Annotated in this window: 16 protein-coding genes and 1 pseudogene; 8 read left to right on the forward strand and 9 right to left on the reverse strand. The window is 73.9% G+C overall.

The features are described from left to right. Positions 1–93 precede the first annotated feature (93 nt). Entirely contained in the window at positions 94–1,032 is a 939-nt protein-coding gene (locus ACIQ87_RS26815) for an SGNH/GDSL hydrolase family protein (RefSeq protein ID WP_402410985.1), read from the reverse strand. Positions 1,033–1,368: 336 nt separating this feature from the next. On the opposite strand from ACIQ87_RS26815, the gene ACIQ87_RS26820 reads away from it, so the two are divergent. Further along, positions 1,369–3,024, forward strand: a complete 1,656-nt coding sequence (locus ACIQ87_RS26820; RefSeq protein WP_402410987.1) for an FAD-binding dehydrogenase — start codon at positions 1,369–1,371, stop codon at positions 3,022–3,024. Between the two features lie 180 nt (positions 3,025–3,204). On the opposite strand, the gene ACIQ87_RS26825 is transcribed toward ACIQ87_RS26820, so the two are convergent. Continuing rightward, a complete protein-coding gene (locus ACIQ87_RS26825; protein WP_402410990.1) occupies positions 3,205–4,194 on the reverse strand; it encodes an AraC family transcriptional regulator in 990 nt (329 codons plus the stop codon). Positions 4,195–4,472: 278 nt separating this feature from the next. On the opposite strand from ACIQ87_RS26825, the gene ACIQ87_RS26830 reads away from it, so the two are divergent. The 3 genes from ACIQ87_RS26830 (at position 4,473) to ACIQ87_RS26840 (ending at position 7,166) form a co-directional block, all read left to right on the forward strand. Beyond that, positions 4,473–4,889 (forward strand): (2Fe-2S) ferredoxin domain-containing protein, encoded by a 417-nt coding sequence (locus tag ACIQ87_RS26830; protein ID WP_402410993.1) that lies wholly within the window; start codon positions 4,473–4,475, stop codon positions 4,887–4,889. A 145-nt stretch (positions 4,890–5,034) separates the two neighbouring features. Then, the gene (locus tag ACIQ87_RS26835) at positions 5,035–5,289 is read left to right on the forward strand and encodes a hypothetical protein (RefSeq protein ID WP_387758132.1); all 255 of its coding nucleotides are present in this window, start codon (positions 5,035–5,037) and stop codon (positions 5,287–5,289) included. A 209-nt stretch (positions 5,290–5,498) separates the two neighbouring features. Beyond that, entirely contained in the window at positions 5,499–7,166 is a 1,668-nt protein-coding gene (locus ACIQ87_RS26840; RefSeq protein ID WP_402410996.1) for a fibronectin type III domain-containing protein, read from the forward strand. A 58-nt stretch (positions 7,167–7,224) separates the two neighbouring features. On the opposite strand, the gene ACIQ87_RS26845 is transcribed toward ACIQ87_RS26840, so the two are convergent. Together ACIQ87_RS26845 and ACIQ87_RS26850 are read right to left on the reverse strand one after the other, a co-directional pair. Next, a complete protein-coding gene (locus ACIQ87_RS26845) occupies positions 7,225–7,557 on the reverse strand; it encodes a YnfA family protein (protein ID WP_402410998.1) in 333 nt (110 codons plus the stop codon). Between the two features lie 19 nt (positions 7,558–7,576). After that, the gene (locus ACIQ87_RS26850) at positions 7,577–8,791 is read right to left on the reverse strand and encodes a pyridoxal phosphate-dependent aminotransferase (RefSeq protein ID WP_392868994.1); all 1,215 of its coding nucleotides are present in this window, start codon (positions 8,789–8,791) and stop codon (positions 7,577–7,579) included. Between the two features lie 97 nt (positions 8,792–8,888). Here ACIQ87_RS26850 and ACIQ87_RS26855 point away from each other — a divergent pair. Both ACIQ87_RS26855 and ACIQ87_RS26860 read left to right on the forward strand, forming a co-directional pair. Continuing rightward, positions 8,889–9,242, forward strand: a pseudogene (locus ACIQ87_RS26855) (winged helix-turn-helix transcriptional regulator); the annotation flags it as partial. 190 nt (positions 9,243–9,432) lie between these two features. Next, positions 9,433–10,206: an SGNH/GDSL hydrolase family protein gene (locus ACIQ87_RS26860; protein WP_402411002.1), complete on the forward strand. Its 774-nt coding sequence runs from the start codon at positions 9,433–9,435 to the stop codon at positions 10,204–10,206. Here the strand turns inward: ACIQ87_RS26860 and ACIQ87_RS26865 are convergent. Further along, positions 10,203–10,871: a GNAT family N-acetyltransferase gene (locus ACIQ87_RS26865; protein ID WP_402411004.1), complete on the reverse strand. Its 669-nt coding sequence runs from the start codon at positions 10,869–10,871 to the stop codon at positions 10,203–10,205. The genes ACIQ87_RS26860 and ACIQ87_RS26865 overlap by 4 nt on opposite strands. Positions 10,872–11,001: 130 nt before the next feature. Between ACIQ87_RS26865 and ACIQ87_RS26870 the strand changes: the two genes are divergently transcribed. Further along, a complete protein-coding gene (locus ACIQ87_RS26870) occupies positions 11,002–11,928 on the forward strand; it encodes a pentapeptide repeat-containing protein (protein WP_402411006.1) in 927 nt (308 codons plus the stop codon). A gap of 15 nt (positions 11,929–11,943) precedes the next feature. Here ACIQ87_RS26870 and ACIQ87_RS26875 read toward each other — a convergent pair whose 3' ends face one another. The 3 genes from ACIQ87_RS26875 to ACIQ87_RS26885 all read right to left on the reverse strand — a co-directional run bounded on the left by ACIQ87_RS26875 (position 11,944) and on the right by ACIQ87_RS26885 (position 13,973). Then, on the reverse strand, positions 11,944–12,513 hold the full coding sequence (locus ACIQ87_RS26875) for a DinB family protein (protein ID WP_402411008.1): 570 nt from the start codon (positions 12,511–12,513) through the stop codon (positions 11,944–11,946). A 67-nt stretch (positions 12,514–12,580) separates the two neighbouring features. After that, positions 12,581–13,315 (reverse strand): tyrosine-protein phosphatase, encoded by a 735-nt coding sequence (locus ACIQ87_RS26880; protein WP_402411010.1) that lies wholly within the window; start codon positions 13,313–13,315, stop codon positions 12,581–12,583. Positions 13,316–13,337: 22 nt separating this feature from the next. Next, positions 13,338–13,973, reverse strand: a complete 636-nt coding sequence (locus ACIQ87_RS26885; protein ID WP_402411012.1) for a TetR/AcrR family transcriptional regulator — start codon at positions 13,971–13,973, stop codon at positions 13,338–13,340. 184 nt (positions 13,974–14,157) lie between these two features. On the opposite strand from ACIQ87_RS26885, the gene ACIQ87_RS26890 reads away from it, so the two are divergent. Next, positions 14,158–14,499 carry a DUF5713 family protein gene (locus tag ACIQ87_RS26890; RefSeq protein WP_402411015.1) on the forward strand — a complete coding sequence of 114 codons (342 nt, stop codon included), beginning with the start codon at positions 14,158–14,160 and terminating at the stop codon, positions 14,497–14,499. 26 nt (positions 14,500–14,525) lie between these two features. Here ACIQ87_RS26890 and ACIQ87_RS26895 read toward each other — a convergent pair whose 3' ends face one another. Beyond that, on the reverse strand, positions 14,526–15,425 hold the full coding sequence (locus tag ACIQ87_RS26895; protein ID WP_402411018.1) for an aminoglycoside phosphotransferase family protein: 900 nt from the start codon (positions 15,423–15,425) through the stop codon (positions 14,526–14,528). Positions 15,426–15,559 lie beyond the last annotated feature (134 nt).

The following is a 15,559-nucleotide window of genomic DNA, read 5'->3' on the forward strand; positions in this document are numbered from 1 at the left end:
GGTGACCGGGGTCTGGTCACCGGCCCCTCGGGGCTCTCCGGGCCCGGGCCGGCGGGCGTACGGGCGGGGCGGGCGGGGCGGGTGGCGGCAGCCTTACTTCAGCGCCGCGAGCACCGCCTGCGCCATCACCCGCTCGCCGGTCGCGTTCGGGTGGAACGGCACGGCGGGCGAGCCGGGCAGCGCGCCCTCGATCCAGCGGTCGTCCGAGCAGACGTCGTGCCCGAGGGTCGGCGTGGCGGTGTCCACGTAGGTCGCGCCGTTGGCGGCCGCGGTGGACTTCAGGGCGGCGTTCAGCTTGTCCAGCACGCCGTGCATGTACTCGACGTCGCCCGGGGTCACCGGCTGGCGCAGGACGCACGTCGAGCCGTCGGCGGGCAGCACGGACGGGTAGCCGACCAGTAGCACCCTGGCGCCCGGCGCCTTGGCGTGGATCCGCCGGAGGGTGTCGGCCAGCTGCGGGGCGATGGTGGTGCGGATCCGCTCGGCCAGGTCGTCGGTGCCGTACTGCCAGGACATGCTGCTCCAGTCCCAGTAGCCGTGGTGGTAGACGTCCTTGCAGGGCGTGCCGAGCGGGTTGACGACGGCGCCGGCGATGCAGGTGGCGACCAGTTCGCCGAGGCCGAGGTCGCTGGCCGCGAGGTCGTTGCCGCCGATCCCGAGGGTGACCAGGTCGGTGTCGGCGGTCACCGAGTCCAGCTGGGGGTCGTTGACCCGGATGAAGGCGTCGTACTGGGGCTGGGTCATCGCCTTGATCTTGGCGGCGGAGCAGGTGGCGTCGGTGTACGCGCCGGCCTTGAGGGCGGCGGCGACCAGGTGGCCGTAGTTGCGGTCGGAGCGCAGGCACAGGCCGGCCGACTGGCCCGGCACGCCGGCGCCCGCGGCGTAGGAGTCGCCGAGCGCCACGTAGTGCTTCGGTGCCGGGGTGGCGGCCTGGGCGGCGGTGGAGGTGAGTGCGAGCGCGGCGCCGAGGGCGACGGCGGCGAGTGCGGTGGAATTCCGGAGGTGCCGGGATTTCCGGGCAGGGCGGAGCACGGTTCCTCCTGGGGGGAGAGAAACGACGGGTGGGGGTCGTGCCGAGCCGGGCCGCAGCTACTCGCAGGTAAGTTACTGCCAGGTTTCCCGGGCGTCCATGGTGTGCGCGGAAATTGCCGATATTCCGTCAGGCGGCCCCGGACGGCATTTCACAATTCGTCCGACCGCGGGCCGTGCGGCTGTCGACGGCAATTCCGAAACGCCCCGGAGCGGAATTCGGCCCGGCGGTTGTCACCCGCCGGTTGACCGGACCTCGCCGCAGACCGCAGTATCGGGCGCACAGCGACGGCGCGTCCCGGACGCGCCGCCACCGCGAGCCGCGACGGAGGACTGCGCATGGCCCTGGACGCCGACGTCATCGTCATCGGAGCGGGCCTCGCGGGCCTCGCCGCCACCGCCGAACTCGCCGACGCGGGACGGAAGGTGATCCTGCTCGACCAGGAACCCGCGGCCTCCTTCGGCGGCCAGGCGCACTGGTCCTTCGGCGGCCTCTTCCTGGTCGACTCGCCCGAGCAGCGCCGGATGCGGATCCGCGACTCGCACGCCCTCGCCTGGCAGGACTGGCTCGGCACGGCCGGCTTCGACCGGCCCGAGGACGCCTGGCCGCGCCGCTGGGCCGAGGCGTACGTGGACTTCGCGGCGGGCGAGAAACGTTCCTGGCTGCACGGCATGGGCGTGCGGTTCTTCCCGGTGGTCGGCTGGGCCGAGCGCGGGGGTTTCCTCGCCGACGGGCCCGGCAACTCGGTGCCGCGCTTCCACATCACCTGGGGCACCGGGCCGGGGCTGCTGGCGCCCTTCGTCCGCAGGGTCCGGGCGGCCGCCGCGCGCGGCCTGGTGGACCTGCGCTTCCGGCACCGGGTCACCGGGCTGTCCGCCACCGCGGGCGCCGTCGACACCGTCACCGGCGAGGTGCTGGTGCCGAGCCCGGCGGGCCGGGGCGAGGCCAGCTCGCGCGAGGTCGCCGGGAGCTTCGAACTGCGCGCCCAGGCCGTGGTCGTCACCTCCGGCGGCATCGGCGGCAACCACGACCTGGTCCGCAGGGCCTGGCCGGCCCGGCTCGGCACCCCGCCCGCCAGGCTGCTCTCCGGCGTGCCCGCGCACGTGGACGGACTGATGCTGGAGGTCGCCGGCCGGGCCGGGGCCAGCCTGATCAACGGCGACCGGATGTGGCACTACACCGAGGGCATCGAGAACTGGGACCCGATCTGGGCCCGGCACGGCATCCGCATCCTGCCCGGCCCCTCCTCGCTCTGGCTGGACGCGCGCGGCGAGCGGCTGCCCGTCCCGCTGTTCCCCGGTTTCGACACCCTCGGGACGCTCGAACACATCATGTCCACGGGGTACGAGTACACCTGGTTCGTGCTCAACCAGCGCATCGTCGAGAAGGAGTTCACCCTCTCCGGCTCCGAGCAGAACCCCGACCTGACCGGGAAGTCGGTGCGCGGCGTGCTCGGGCGCGCGCTGCCCGGCGCCCCCGGGCCGGTCCGCGGCCACCTGCGGCACGGGCCGGACTTCGTGGTCGCCGGGAACCTCGCCGACCTCGCCCGGGGCATGAACGCCAGGACCGGCGAGCAGCTGATCGACCCGGACGGGCTGCGCCGCACCGTCGAGGACCGCGACCGGCAGGTGGTCAACCCCTTCGCCAAGGACCTCCAGGTCACCGCGATCCACGGTGCCCGCCGCCACCTCGGCGACCGGCTCATCCGCACCGCCGCCCCGCACCGCATCCTCGACCCGGCCGCCGCCCCGCTGATCGCCGTCCGGCTGAACATCCTGACCCGCAAGTCGCTGGGCGGACTGGAGACCGACCTGTCCTCCCGGGTGCTGCGGCCGGACGGCGAGGTGCTGCCCGGGGTGTACGCGGCCGGCGAGGCGGCCGGGTTCGGCGGCGGGGGCGTGCACGGGTACCGCTCGCTGGAGGGGACCTTCCTGGGCGGCTGCCTGTTCTCCGGCCGTACCGCGGGACGGGCGGCGGCGCGGGCGGTCGGGTAGCGGTGCGCGGCGGGTGCGGGGCCGCCGGGGCGCGGCGGCTGCGGGCCGAGGGCGCGGCGGGTACCGGGGGCGCCGGGGTGCGGAAGCGCGGCACGGGGCGGGCGGGGAAGGGGCGAGCGGGCCCCGTGGCCCGGTGCGCCCCCTCCCCGACAGGGGGCGCACCGGCTGCCGGGCCCTCGGTCAGGCGGTGCGGCCGAGGGTCTGCGAGGGCGACTGCCCGTACACGCGGCGGTAGTCCGCACTGAACCGCCCGAGATGGGTGAAGCCCCAGCGACAGGCCACCTCGGTCACCGTGCCGGTGGCCCGGCCGTCGGCGATGGCGAGCAGGTCGTGGTGGGCGCGGTCGAGCCGTACGCGCCGCAGGTAGGCCAGCGGCGTGGTGTCCAGATGGCGCCGGAACCCCTCCCGCAGGGTGCGCAGGCTGACCCGGGCGGCCTGGGCGATGTCGGACACGGACAGCGCCTCGTCGGGGTGTTCGGCGCAGTAGTCGGTGGCCCGGCGCAGGGCGCTCGGCAGCAGCGCGGAGCCGCGGTCGGCCGTCTCCCGGCCCAGCGAGTGGGGTTGGGCGTCCAGCAGGCCCTCGACCAGCAGCTGCTCGAAGTGCTGCAGGCCCAGGCGGGACTGGCGGCCCAGTGCCGAGACGGCGAACTCGCGGAAGGACCCGGCCAGTTCGAGCCAGGACCGGACGGCAGGGTCGGCCGGGTCGAGGACCGGCGCGAAGCGCAGCTGATCCTGCGGCAGGTCGCCCAGCCGGACGGCGAGCGCCTGTTCCACCGTCTGCCGGGACATCGCCAGGGCCCCGTTCAGGGCCGCGGCGTCCCACTCCATGGTGACCCGGTCGCCCGGCCCGGCCACGGACAGCACGGACGCCAGCTCGGTGCCGTTGGCGACGACCCGGCCGCCCCCGGCGTACGGCAGGATGACGTTGTAGAAGTCCGGCAGCTCTCCGGTCCGCAGGCACACCGGTGTCCCGTACCCGAGGTCGTAGAGCGCCACCGGGCCCTCGTGGAAGGACCGGAACCGGCCCGGGAGCCGCTGTTCACCCAGCACCGTGAGCCGGTGCGGGGCCAGGCGCTCGCCGACCACCTGGCGGAGCTCCTCGATGTTGTTCCCCTCGTAGAGCGAGACCGGACCGGTCGTGGGTCTGGGCGGTGCTGTTTCGGTGACCACGGATTCCCCCTGGGCCGTGAGATCGACGCCGTGGGACGGCAACCCGATCGGACCCCCCGATCCGCCGCCCCCCGGCCTGAACCCCCCGATGTACACCCCGGGGCCGAGATTCCGGCGGCGACACTCCGGGAGCGGCGTCCCGGTGGCCGACATCTACCGGTCCGTATCTCTAACCGGCCATCCGGCGGGACCCGCGGCCGGGGCGCCGGCGGGGTGACGGGTACAGTGCGGAGGCCGGTGCGCAGTGCGCCGCCGACCAGGAGGGGTCAGGAGAACCGATGAGCCGCCGAGACCGCGACGGTGCCCGGGACCGCAAGCGGGGCGCCGGCGCCCCGGTGACCGTCACGGTCTGCCGGGGTTGCTGCTGTGGCACCGAGGCGAAGCACCCCGGGGTGGACCACGCGGGCCAGTACGAGCGGCTGCGGACGGCGGTGGGCTCGGCGGGCCGGGTCCGGGCGGTCACCTGCCTGGACGTGTGCACCCAGTCCAACGTGGTGGTGGTCGGCCCCTCCGCCGAGGGCCGGGCGGCGGGCGGCCGGCCGGTCTGGCTGGGCTTCGTGCTGATGGACGAGATGATCGACGACATCGCCGCCTGGGTGCGCGCGGGCGGTCCCGGCCTCGCCGATCCGCCGGGGCTGCTCGACCTCCAGCTGATCTCGGTCTCCCGGCGGGTGCGCGAGGGCCTGCCCGAGTGAGACGGTGCCCCGGCACTACGGGCTGATCGTCGGATCGTATCCACCTGGGATGAGGCCTGTCCCGGGGCCATCACCACTACCATGACCGGTGGCGTCGGACCGTCCCGGGCGGCGCCGAGCCGTCTGCGCGCGAGGGAGGAAGCCGATGACGACGGTCTGCCGCATCTGCGCGGGCACCGGCCGGACCGCCGGGCTCAGCTGCCGGACCTGCCAGGGCACCGGCACCACCGAGGTGGGCGGCGGGGGCGGCAACTGCTTCCTCTGCGACGGCACCGGGGTGTACGTGCGCTACCGGGTGGACGCGACCGGCGCCAAGCACGCCTACCGGGACGAGATCTGCCGCACCTGCGACGGCACCGGCAACCGGGCCGCCAACCAGTGGGACGAGCCCTCCGGCTGACCCCGGGCCACCCGCGCGGGCGGCCCCGCCGTCACCCGACGGACCCTCAGGCCGAGGGGCGGACGGGGGCCATGATGCGGTGTCGAGACGGTACGGACACGTCCTTTACCGAACCATGGTCGAACATTGGCGTTCGAATGGGGGGTACGCTGCAACCCGTTCACCCGGCGTCCGTGCGCGATCAACGCGCCGCTGGAAGAGTCCCGCGCATGGATATCCCCAACATGGGCGTGCCGGCCAAGCTTGCCGACCGCATGAGCATGGCCGAGCAGCACGAGTACCTGCGGGCCCGTTTCTCCCGCCGCCGGATGCTGCGCGCCGGTGCCGTGACCGTGGGCGCCGTCGCCGTCGGCGGCGCGCTGGGCAGTGGGACGGCCTTCGCCGCCCCGGCCGGCCCGCAGCTGCTGACCGGTGGCACGACCGACGGCATCGACGGATCGCTGGTCGCACCGATCGGCCGTCACCTCCAGTTCGGCCCGGAGCCGGACACTCAGTTCCGCGTCTCCTGGCAGGTGCCGGCCCCGGTCAAGAAGCCGTTCCTGCGCTTCGGCAAGACCCCGTGGGAGCTGAGCCACAAGGTCCAGGCCGAGGTCCGCGCCCTGCACACCCCGGCGCTGACCCCCACCGGCCGGCCGGTGGACCAGTACTACCTGCACGTGGCGCTGGAGGACCTGCGCCCCGACACCACCTACTACTACGGTGTCGGCCACGAGGGCTTCGACCCGGCCTCGCAGCAGCAGATCTCCACCCTGCACACCTTCCGCACCGCGCCCTCCCGCGACCACCGCTGGGGCAAGGTGTACGAGCCGTTCACCTTCACCGCCTTCGGCGACCAGGGCGTCAGCTCGCACGCGGCCGGCAACGACCACGTCATCAAGGCCCAGAACCCGGCCTTCCACCTGCACGCCGGCGACATCTGCTACGCCGACCCGGCCGGTTCCGGCACCGACCCGGACAAGTCCGTCTTCAACGCGAAGACCTGGGACGACTTCCTGGTGCAGACCGAGACGGTCGCGGCCGAGATCCCGTGGATGGTCGCGTACGGCAACCACGACATCGAGGCCTGGTACTCGCCGAACGGCTACGGCGGCGAGAACGCCCGCTTCTTCCTGCCGAACAACGGCCCGGACCCGCGCGCCGTCCCCGGTGTCTACACCTTCCGCTACAAGAACGTCGGGGTCGTCTCGCTGGACGCCAACGACGTCTCCTACGAGATCCCGGCCAACCTGGGCATCTCGGCGAACAAGCAGACCAAGTGGCTGGAGCGCACCCTCAAGGACCTGCGCAACGACGAGACCATCGACTTCGTCGTGGTCTTCTTCCACCACTGCGCCTTCTCCACCACCGTCGCGCACGCCTCCGAGGGCGGTGTCCGCGAGGCCTGGGTGCCGCTGTTCGAGAAGTACCGGGTGGACCTGGTCATCAACGGCCACAACCACATCTACGAGCGCACCGACGCGATCCTCGGCAACAAGGTCTCGAAGCAGGTGCCGAGCGGCGCCACCATCGAGCCGGCCAAGGACGGCGTGGTCTACGTGACCGCCGGTGCGGCCGGCCGCAGCCTGTACAAGTTCGACGTGCCGGACACCTACGAGGGGCACGAGAACCACCAGGACGAGGTCAAGACCTACTACTGGAGCAAGGGCAGGGTGAAGACCCCCGAGACCATCCAGTGGTCGCGGGTGCGCTACACCGGCTACTCCTTCATCAAGGTCGACGTCACCCCGAAGCACCTGGGTCAGAAGTCGGTCATGAAGGTCACCGCGCTCGCCGAGGACGGCACGCAGATCGACAACTACACGATCCTGCGCAAGGTCGGCGAGGGCTGGGACTCGAACCAGGACGACGACGGTCAGGGCGGCGGCTGGGGCTGGTAGTCCCGTCGGGCCCTGGGGAGCCCCGGCGCCGGAGGTCCGGCGCCGGGGCCCGTGCACGTCAGCGCCGGGGCCCGTACATGATCACGCCGACCCCGGCCAGGCAGATCAGCGAGCCCAGCACGTCGTAGCGGGTCGGCCGGAAGCCGTCCACCGCCATGCCCCACAGCAGCGAGCCGGCCACGAACACCCCGCCGTAGGCGGCCAGCACCCGGCCGAAGTCGCTGGCCGGCTGCAGCGCCGCGACGAAGCCGTACGCGCCGAGCACGATCACGCCGACGCCGGCCAGCCACCACGGCCGCGACTCGCGCACGCTCTGCCAGACCAGCCAGCAGCCGCCGATCTCGGCGAGGGCGGCGAGGGCGAACAGGGCGACGGAGCGCAGGACGGTCATGGCCGCCCAGCGTACGTGGTCAGCTCTGGCGGTACGTCGCCAGGAAGCGGCCGATCCGGTTGATGGCCGTCTCCAGGTCGTCGGCCCGGGGCAGGGTGACGAAGCGGAAGTGGTCCGGGCGGGGCCAGTTGAAGCCGGTGCCCTGGACGACGTGGATCTTCTCGCGCAACAGCAGGTCCAGCACGAACCGCTCGTCGTCGACGATCCGGTGCACGGCCGGGTCCAGCCGGGCGAAGGCGTACAGCGCGCCCTTGGGCTTGACGCAGCTGACGCCGGGGATCTCGTTGAGCGCCTTGACCGCGATGTCGCGCTGCTCGGTGAGCCGACCGCCGGGCAGCACCAGGTCGTTGATGGACTGGTGGCCGCCGAGCGCGGCCTGCACGGCGTACTGGGCGGGCACGTTGGGGCACAGTCGCATGCCGGAGAGCATGGTCAGGCCCTCCAGGTAGTCGGTGGCGTGCTGCTTGGGGCCGGAGACCACCAGCCAGCCGCTGCGGAAGCCGGCCACCCGGTAGGCCTTGGAGAGGCCGTTGAAGGTGAGCGTCAGCACGTCGTCGGCCAGCGCGGCCAGGCAGTGGTGCTCGGCGCCGTCGTAGAGGATCTTGTCGTAGATCTCGTCGGCCAGCACCATCAGGTGGTGGCGGCGGGCCAGGTCGAGGATGCCCTCCAGCAGTTCCTTCGGATAGACCGCGCCGGTGGGGTTGTTGGGGTTGATGACGACGATCGCCCTGGTGCGGGCGGTGATCTTGGCGGCGATGTCGTCCAGGTCCGGGTACCACTCGGCCTCTTCGTCGCACAGGTAGTGCACGGCCTTGCCGCCGGCCAGCCGGACCGCGGCCGTCCAGAGCGGGTAGTCGGGCATCGGCACGAGCACCTCGTCGCCGTCGTCCACCAGTGCGGTGACGGCCATCTGGATCAGCTCGGAGACGCCGTTGCCGAGGTAGACGTCGTTGACGGTGACGCCCTGCACGCCGCGCTGCTGGTAGTACTGCACCACCGCGCGACGGGCCGGCAGGATGCCGCGCGAGTCGCTGTAGCCGTGCGCCGCGGGCAGGTTGCGGATGATGTCCTGGATGATCTCCTCGGGCGCCTCGAAGCCGAACGGGGCGGGGTTGCCGGTGTTCAGCCGCAGCACGCTGTGCCCGGCCTCCTCCAGGGCGTTGGCCTGGTCGACCACCGGGCCCCGGATCTCGTAGCACACGTCATTCAGCTTGCTGGACTGCCGAAACTCCATCTGCGGCCTCCCGACCGTCACCACCGCTCCGCTGCTTCAGCTTTGTTCTACCAAGTGTGTACTTGGAAAGTCCAACCTCTTGGCTATGCTGATCCGCATGTCACGCCGAAGCTACGACCAGTACTGCGCCGTCGCCCGCGCCCTGGACGCGGTGGGGGAGCGCTGGAGCCTCCTGATCGTCCGTGAGCTCCTCGGCGGCCCGCGCCGCTACACCGACCTGCACGCCGACCTGCCCGGCGTCTCCACCGACATCCTGGCCGCCCGGCTCAAGCAGCTGGAGGGCGACGGGCTGGTCCTCCGCCGTCGGCTGGAACGGCCCGCCAACGCGATGGTCTACGAGCTGACCGGGCGCGGCCGCGAACTGCGGCCGGTCGTCGAGGCCCTGGGGGAGTGGGGCCTGGCCGCCCTCGGCGAGCAGCGGCCCACCGACGCCGTCCGGGAGCACTGGTTCACGCCCCGGAAGCCGGAGGAGGAGGCGGCGGTCGCGGCCGGCTGACGGCCGCGCGCCCGCTCGCCGCGATGGGCGGCGGGGCCCGCTGTGCCGGGGCGGTGGGGTCCGCGGCGGCCGAGGGTGGGCGCGCACGTACGATCGTCGGATCGTCGAACCGCCTTGGTCGGCCCAGGAGAGCGGAGGCCAGCCCGTGCCCACCCCCTACCGCAGCTACGTCGCCGTCGGAGACTCCTTCACCGAGGGCATGTGCGACGACCTGCTGCCGGACGGCCACTACCAGGGCTGGGCCGACCGGGTCGCCTCCGCGCTGGCCGCCGAGAACGGCACCGGCTTCCGATACGCCAACCTCGCCGTCCGCGGCAAGCTCATCGGCCAGATCCACGACGAGCAGCTCGCCCCCGCCGCCGCGATGGGCGCCGAGCTGGTCACCCTGGCCGGCGGCCTCAACGACGTGCTGCGCCCCGGCTGCGACATCGCCACCGTCGAGCGGCAGCTCGGCCGCTGCGCCGCCGAGCTGCGCGCCACCGGCGCCACCGTCGTGCTGTTCACCAGCACCGACCCCACCCGCCGCATGTCGGGCAGCGCCCGGCTGCTGCCCGCCATCCTGCGGCTGAAGGCCTTCGTCCAGGAGCTGGGCCGACAGGACGGCTTCGCGGTGGTCGACCTGTTCTCCGCACCCTGCTTCGACGACCGCCGGCTGTGGGCCGAGGACCGCCTGCACCTGTCGCCGGAGGGCCACCGCCGGGTCGCCGAGGGCGTGCTGGAGGCGCTCGGCCGCCCCGCCGCCTTCGACTGGCGCGCCCCGCTGCCCGCCGCCGCCCCGGCCGGCCGCGCCGAGCGGCTGCGCGAGGACGCCCGCTGGCTGGGCACCCATGTCGGCCCGTGGATCGGCCGCCGCCTCACCGGCCGCTCCTCCGGCGACGGCCGCCCGGCCAAGCGGCCGGAGCTGCTGCCGTACCGCTAGGCCCTCCGCTGGGCTCCCGGGTTCGCCGGTTCCAGGACCAGGCTCGCCATCGGGGCGTGGGTGGTCCAGCCGAGCGCCGTGTAGAGCGCCTGTCCCTCCGGAGTGCCGACCAGCACGCCGGTGCGCGCGCCCCGCTCGTACGCGGCGGACTGGAGCGTCCGCATCACCAGGGCACCCAGGCCCCGGCGGCGGTGCCCCGGCGCGGTGGTGATCTGGTCCGGTACGGCCACCGGCCCGGCCAGGCCCGCCTGGCCGCGGGCGGCGAGGTGCCCGTCCTCGGTGCGCACCAGCACCCGGAGGACCCCGCCCCGCTCCCAGGAGGTCACGGTGTACCCGGCCGGGGCCCCGGGCCGCCCCGCGGTGAGCGGGACGCTCATCAGGAAGCCCGGTGCGTCCAGGCGCCACCGCTCGTCCAGCCAGGGGCGCACGGTGTCGTCCTCGGCGAACAGCTTCAGCCAGGTGGTCGGCGCGGTGACCGTCTCGGCGAGCTTGCGGACCTCGGCCTCGGTCGGCTCCGGCAGCACGTGCCGGCCCACCTCGCCGACCGGCGCGCCGACGTCGATGCTCCAGCCCCAGGGCCGCTCCACCGGCTCGGCGGAGCCGCGTGAGACGGCCCAGCCGGAGATCCACATCCGGACCAGCTCCCTGACGTCCGGGTCCCGCACGTCGCCCACCCCCGTGTGTAATGGTCTCTACTGCATTGCATAACTTACCGGCGCCGAGGGTCGTCTGCCCAGTAGGATTTCCGGGTTCACGGCGCCGCCCGGCGCCCGACTGCTGGAAGGACCCCGGAACGTGCGCGAGACCGAGTCGCCGCAGGACCCCACGGCGGCCGCGCCGAACCCGCTCCGGGCCGACTGCGGCAGCTGCTTCGGGCTCTGCTGCGTCGCCCTGCCGTTCGCCGCCGGCACCGACTTCGCCATGAACAAGCTGGCCGGCAGCCCCTGCCACAACCTCCAGGCCGACTTCCGCTGCGGCATCCACACCCGGCTGCGTGACACGGGCTTCCAGGGCTGCACCGTCTACGACTGCTTCGGTGCCGGGCAGCGGGTCTCCCAGGTGACCTTCGGCGGCCGCAGCTGGCGCGAGGAGCCGGACAGCGCCAAGGCGATGTTCGACGTCTTCCCGATCGTGCGGCAGCTGCACGAGCTGCTCCGCTACCTCACCGAGGCGCTCACCTTCGCCGCCGCCCTCCCCCTCCACGACGAACTGCGGCAGGCGCTGGCGGAGACCGACCGGCTGGCCGGCGGCACCCCCGAGGAGATCCTCGCCGTCGACGTCCCGGCCCACCGGCAGCGGGTCAGTGACCTGCTGCTGCGCGCCGGCGAGCTGGTCCGCGCGGCCGTCCCGCGCCGCCGCGAGCACCGGGGCGCCGACCTCTTCGGCGCCCGCCTGCGCGGCGCCGACCTCCAGGGCGCCAACCTGCGAGGCGCCCTGCTCGTCGCGGCCGACCTCTCCGGTGCGGACCTGCGCCTCGCCGACCTGGTCGGCGCCGACCTGCGGGACGCCGACCTGGCCGGCGCGGACCTCTCCACGGCCCTCTTCCTCACCCAGGCCCAGCTCGACGCCGCCCGCGGCGACGCCACCACCCGCCTCCCGGACTCCCTCACCCGGCCCGGCCACTGGCCCGAGACCGCGCCGGCCCCGGCGGCCAGGGGCGGCTCCGGACCCCGCTCCGGCAAGGGCGGCGGCCGCCCCGCCCGGGGCAACCGCCGCCGCTGACGCCTGCCGGCGCCGCTACTGGCCCACCCGACCGTCGACGCACTCGCGCAGCAGGTCGGCGTGGCCGCAGTGGCGGGCGTACTCCTCGATCCGGTGCACCTGCAGCTCCCTGATCGAGATCCGCTCCTTGCCGACCCGCTCGCCCAGGTCCTGGTGGCCGGCCAACTCGGCGTCCAGCGCGGCCTGTTCGCGCTCCAGGTCGCGGAACGCGGCGTCCGCCACGGCCGGCTCGCCGACGGCCCCGTCGAAGTCCGCGTCCCGCGCGCCGTACAGCCTGGGCAGCGGCTCGCCGTCGGTGATCCAGTTCCGCCAGTCCCGCTCCACCTCGGCCAGGTGCCGGACCAGCCCGAGCAGCGACATCGTCGACGGCGGCACCGAGCGGCGGGCCAGCTGCTCCGGGGCCAGGCCGTCGCACTTCATCCGCAGGGTCAGCCGGTAGTTCGTCAGAAAACCCTGGAGGGTGGCGAGTTCGCCGTCGGGGCCGGGGCCTTCGTTGTTGCGGGGGTCGTCGTCCGGGTCGGCCCACATGTCGGGGTGGACGGTCGCCTCGGTCCATCGTGCGGGTTGTTCGCTCATGCCGTGCATCGTCGGCCCCGACCGCCCTCCCCGCCACTGGTTATCGCCCCTGCGGCCCGGCGTGGCGCCCGCGCGCTCAGCCGGTCAGCAGCCGGGCGCGCAGGGCGTCGACCTGCGCGCGGTCGACGCCGAGCGTGCCGGTGAGGTAGGCCTCGACGGAGCCGTGGCGGGCGGCGAGATCGGCGAGGGCGAGCCGGATCACGGTCTCGGGGGCGCGCCCGTAGCCGGGCCAGCGCAGGGCGCGGCCCGGGTGGGCGGCGTGCCACTCGGCGACGAAGTGCGCGGTGGCGAGCTCGGTGAGGGCGAAGTCGGCGGCGATGACGTCCTCGTCGACGCCGAGCAGGGTGAGCAGCAGGGCGGCGATCAGCCCGGTGCGGTCCTTGCCGGAGGCGCAGTGGAAGACCACCGGGGCCTCGGCGGCGGTGATCACGTCCAGGGCCTGGCGGATCTCCTTCACCCCGTCCTCGGCGACCTCGGCGAAGCGGTCCGCGAGGTAGCGCCAGGGGTCGAGCTCCGGGTCGATCTCGGCCTGGTCGTACGGGCGGTGCTCGATCGAGAGGTTGTGGTACTCCAGGCCCTCGAACCCGGGCACCCGGCCCTTGGCGGCGATCTCCCAGGGGTAGCGCAGGTCGATCACGGTCCGTACGCCGAGCGCCCGCAGCCGGTCGAGGTCCGCGGGGGAGGTGAGCTTGCCGAGCGAGTCGGAGCGGTAGAGCAGTCCCCACCGGACGGACCGCCCGCCGGCGGCCGGATAGCCGCCCAGGTCACGGAAGTTGTGCAGGGCGTCGAAGGAGTGGTGGCGCGTCGTCATGCGCGCACTCTAGAAGAAGACCTCAGGCCCCGGCGGGCGGGTAGCCGTGGGCGAGCAGGTCGAAGGCGCGGGTGGCGTCCCCGACGGCCTCGTCGTGCAGGTCGTCGGCGGTGCGGCCGTCCTGGATGCGGCGCCAGTTGTGCAGGGCGAGGACCCGCTGGGTGGCGGTGACCTGGGCGGCGAGCAGGGTGGCGGTGAGCTCCCGCGGCCCGGGCAGCCCGGGGTCCTCGCGCAGCGCCGAGGCCAGCGACTGCTCGGCGCGCGCCACGTACTCGCCGACCCGGGCGGCCAGGCTGGGGGTGCCGTAGACCAGGGCGGTGAAGGCGAGCACCGCCGGGTGGTCGTTGAGGCCGGTGACCGGGTCGCGCCGGCCGAGGCCGGCCAGGAAGTCCCGCAGCAGCGCGTCCAGCACCGGCTCGCCGGGCAGCCGGCTGCGGACCACCTCCGCGGACTGCTCCTGGTGGTCGGCGAAGCGGTGGACGACCAGGTCCTCCTTGCTGGGGAAGTAGGAGAACAGCGTCGGCTTGGAGACCTCGGCGGCCGCCGCGACGTCCGCCACCGAAACCCGGTCGAAGCCGCGCTCGAGGAAGAGCGCGATGGCCGCCTCGGAGATGGCCCGCCTGGTCCGCTCCTTCTTCAGCTCCCGCAGTCCGGTCATGCGGCTCAGGCTAGCAGCGGACATTGACCGGGACAGGTTTTGGACCTGGTCGCCCGTCGGGTGTGTTCCCGGCGGACGCGGCCCGGACCAGGGCCCGCGGCCCGGGCGCCGTCGTTGTCAGTGCCGTCGGGCACGATCGGCGCGTCGGTTCTCCTGCGGAACGGGCGGAAACGGAGAGGGCATCGTGGCGATCACGAATCAGCGGGTGGCGGAGCACGCGTTCCTGCGGGGGATGTACCGGGACCCGTACTTCCCCGATCACGTCGTCGACAAGGGCAAGGCGATCCTGGTGCGGCTGTGCGAGCGGATCGAGGCCGAGCGGCCGGCGGATCCGGCGGCCCTGTACGTGCTCTCCCACGCCGCGACGGAGGAGTTCAACCTCCTGGAGGCGGAGTTCGAGGCGGCCGGGAGCGAGATCGAGACGGTGGCGCGGGAGGAGATCGCCGAGGACTTCTGGATCGTCGCGACGGCCTACGGGTTCACGGACGTGGACGTGGAGGAGGTGGTCGCGCCCCGGAACTGGTGACCGGCGGGCCGGTCGCCGCAGGGCCCCTACACGCTGCGGTCGGCGAGCACCTCGCGGACGACGTGGCGGGCGTTGGCGGTCAGCGCCTGGTCGGTGTGGCGGTAGTACGGGATCGTCACCAGGGCGATGGAGAACGCCCAGGCCCGGCCGCGGGCCCACATGGCCTCGTCCGCGCCGAGGGCGGCGCGGAAGGCCGGGCGGGTGGTGGCGGGCAGCAGGTTCCAGGCGGCGATCAGGTCGGCGGTCGGGTCGCCGACGCCCATCAGGGCGAAGTCGAGGACGGCGGAGAGCCGGCCGGTGGGGGCGACCAGCAGGTTGCCGGGGGTGAGGTCGCCGTGCGTCCAGACCGGCGGCCCGGCGTACTCGGGCAGCCGAAGCGCCTTGTCCCACAGGGCGGTTGCGGCCGCCGTGTTGATCGAGCCGGCGAGCTGGGCGATGGCCGCGCGGGTGGCGCCGTCCCGGGAGGCGAGCGGGACGCTGCGCTGGGCGGTCGGCGCGCCGGCCGGGTCGGCGGCGCGCAGCGCGTTGACGAAGCGGGCCAGGTCGCCGGCCAGGTCCCCGGGCGCGGCCAGCGAGTTGACCACCGGGTTGGTGCCGCCCAGCCAGCGCAGCACCGACCACTCCCACGGGTACCCGGCGGCGGGCCGGCCGACCTCGAGCGGCGCCGGAACGGGCTGCGGCAGCCGTGGCGCCAGCCGGGACAGCCACTGCCGCTCCCGCCGCAGGCCGTCGGCGGCCCAGGCCACCAGCGGCAGCCGGACGGCGAGTTCGGGCCCGAGACGGAACATCGCGTTGTCCGCCCCGGGGGCGGAGGCGGGGATGATCGGGAGGCGCTCCCACTGTGGGAACTGGGCGGCGATCAGCCGCCGCACCAGGGCCGCGTCGACCACCGGTCCGTCGGGGTGCATCCGGGTGGCAGCGCACATGTCCGGCAGCGTACAGCGCCCGATCGTTTTCGTTCAGCAGGATTCCCGAATCGGCAGGATTCCCGAACTGCGCACGTTCCCGGGCCGGTTCGAGGAGGATCCGCCGGGCAGGACCCGCCGGAAGGCGACCGGCC

It is taken from the genome of Kitasatospora sp. NPDC096204 (genome assembly GCF_044763205.1).
GTDB lineage: Bacteria > Actinomycetota > Actinomycetes > Streptomycetales > Streptomycetaceae > Kitasatospora.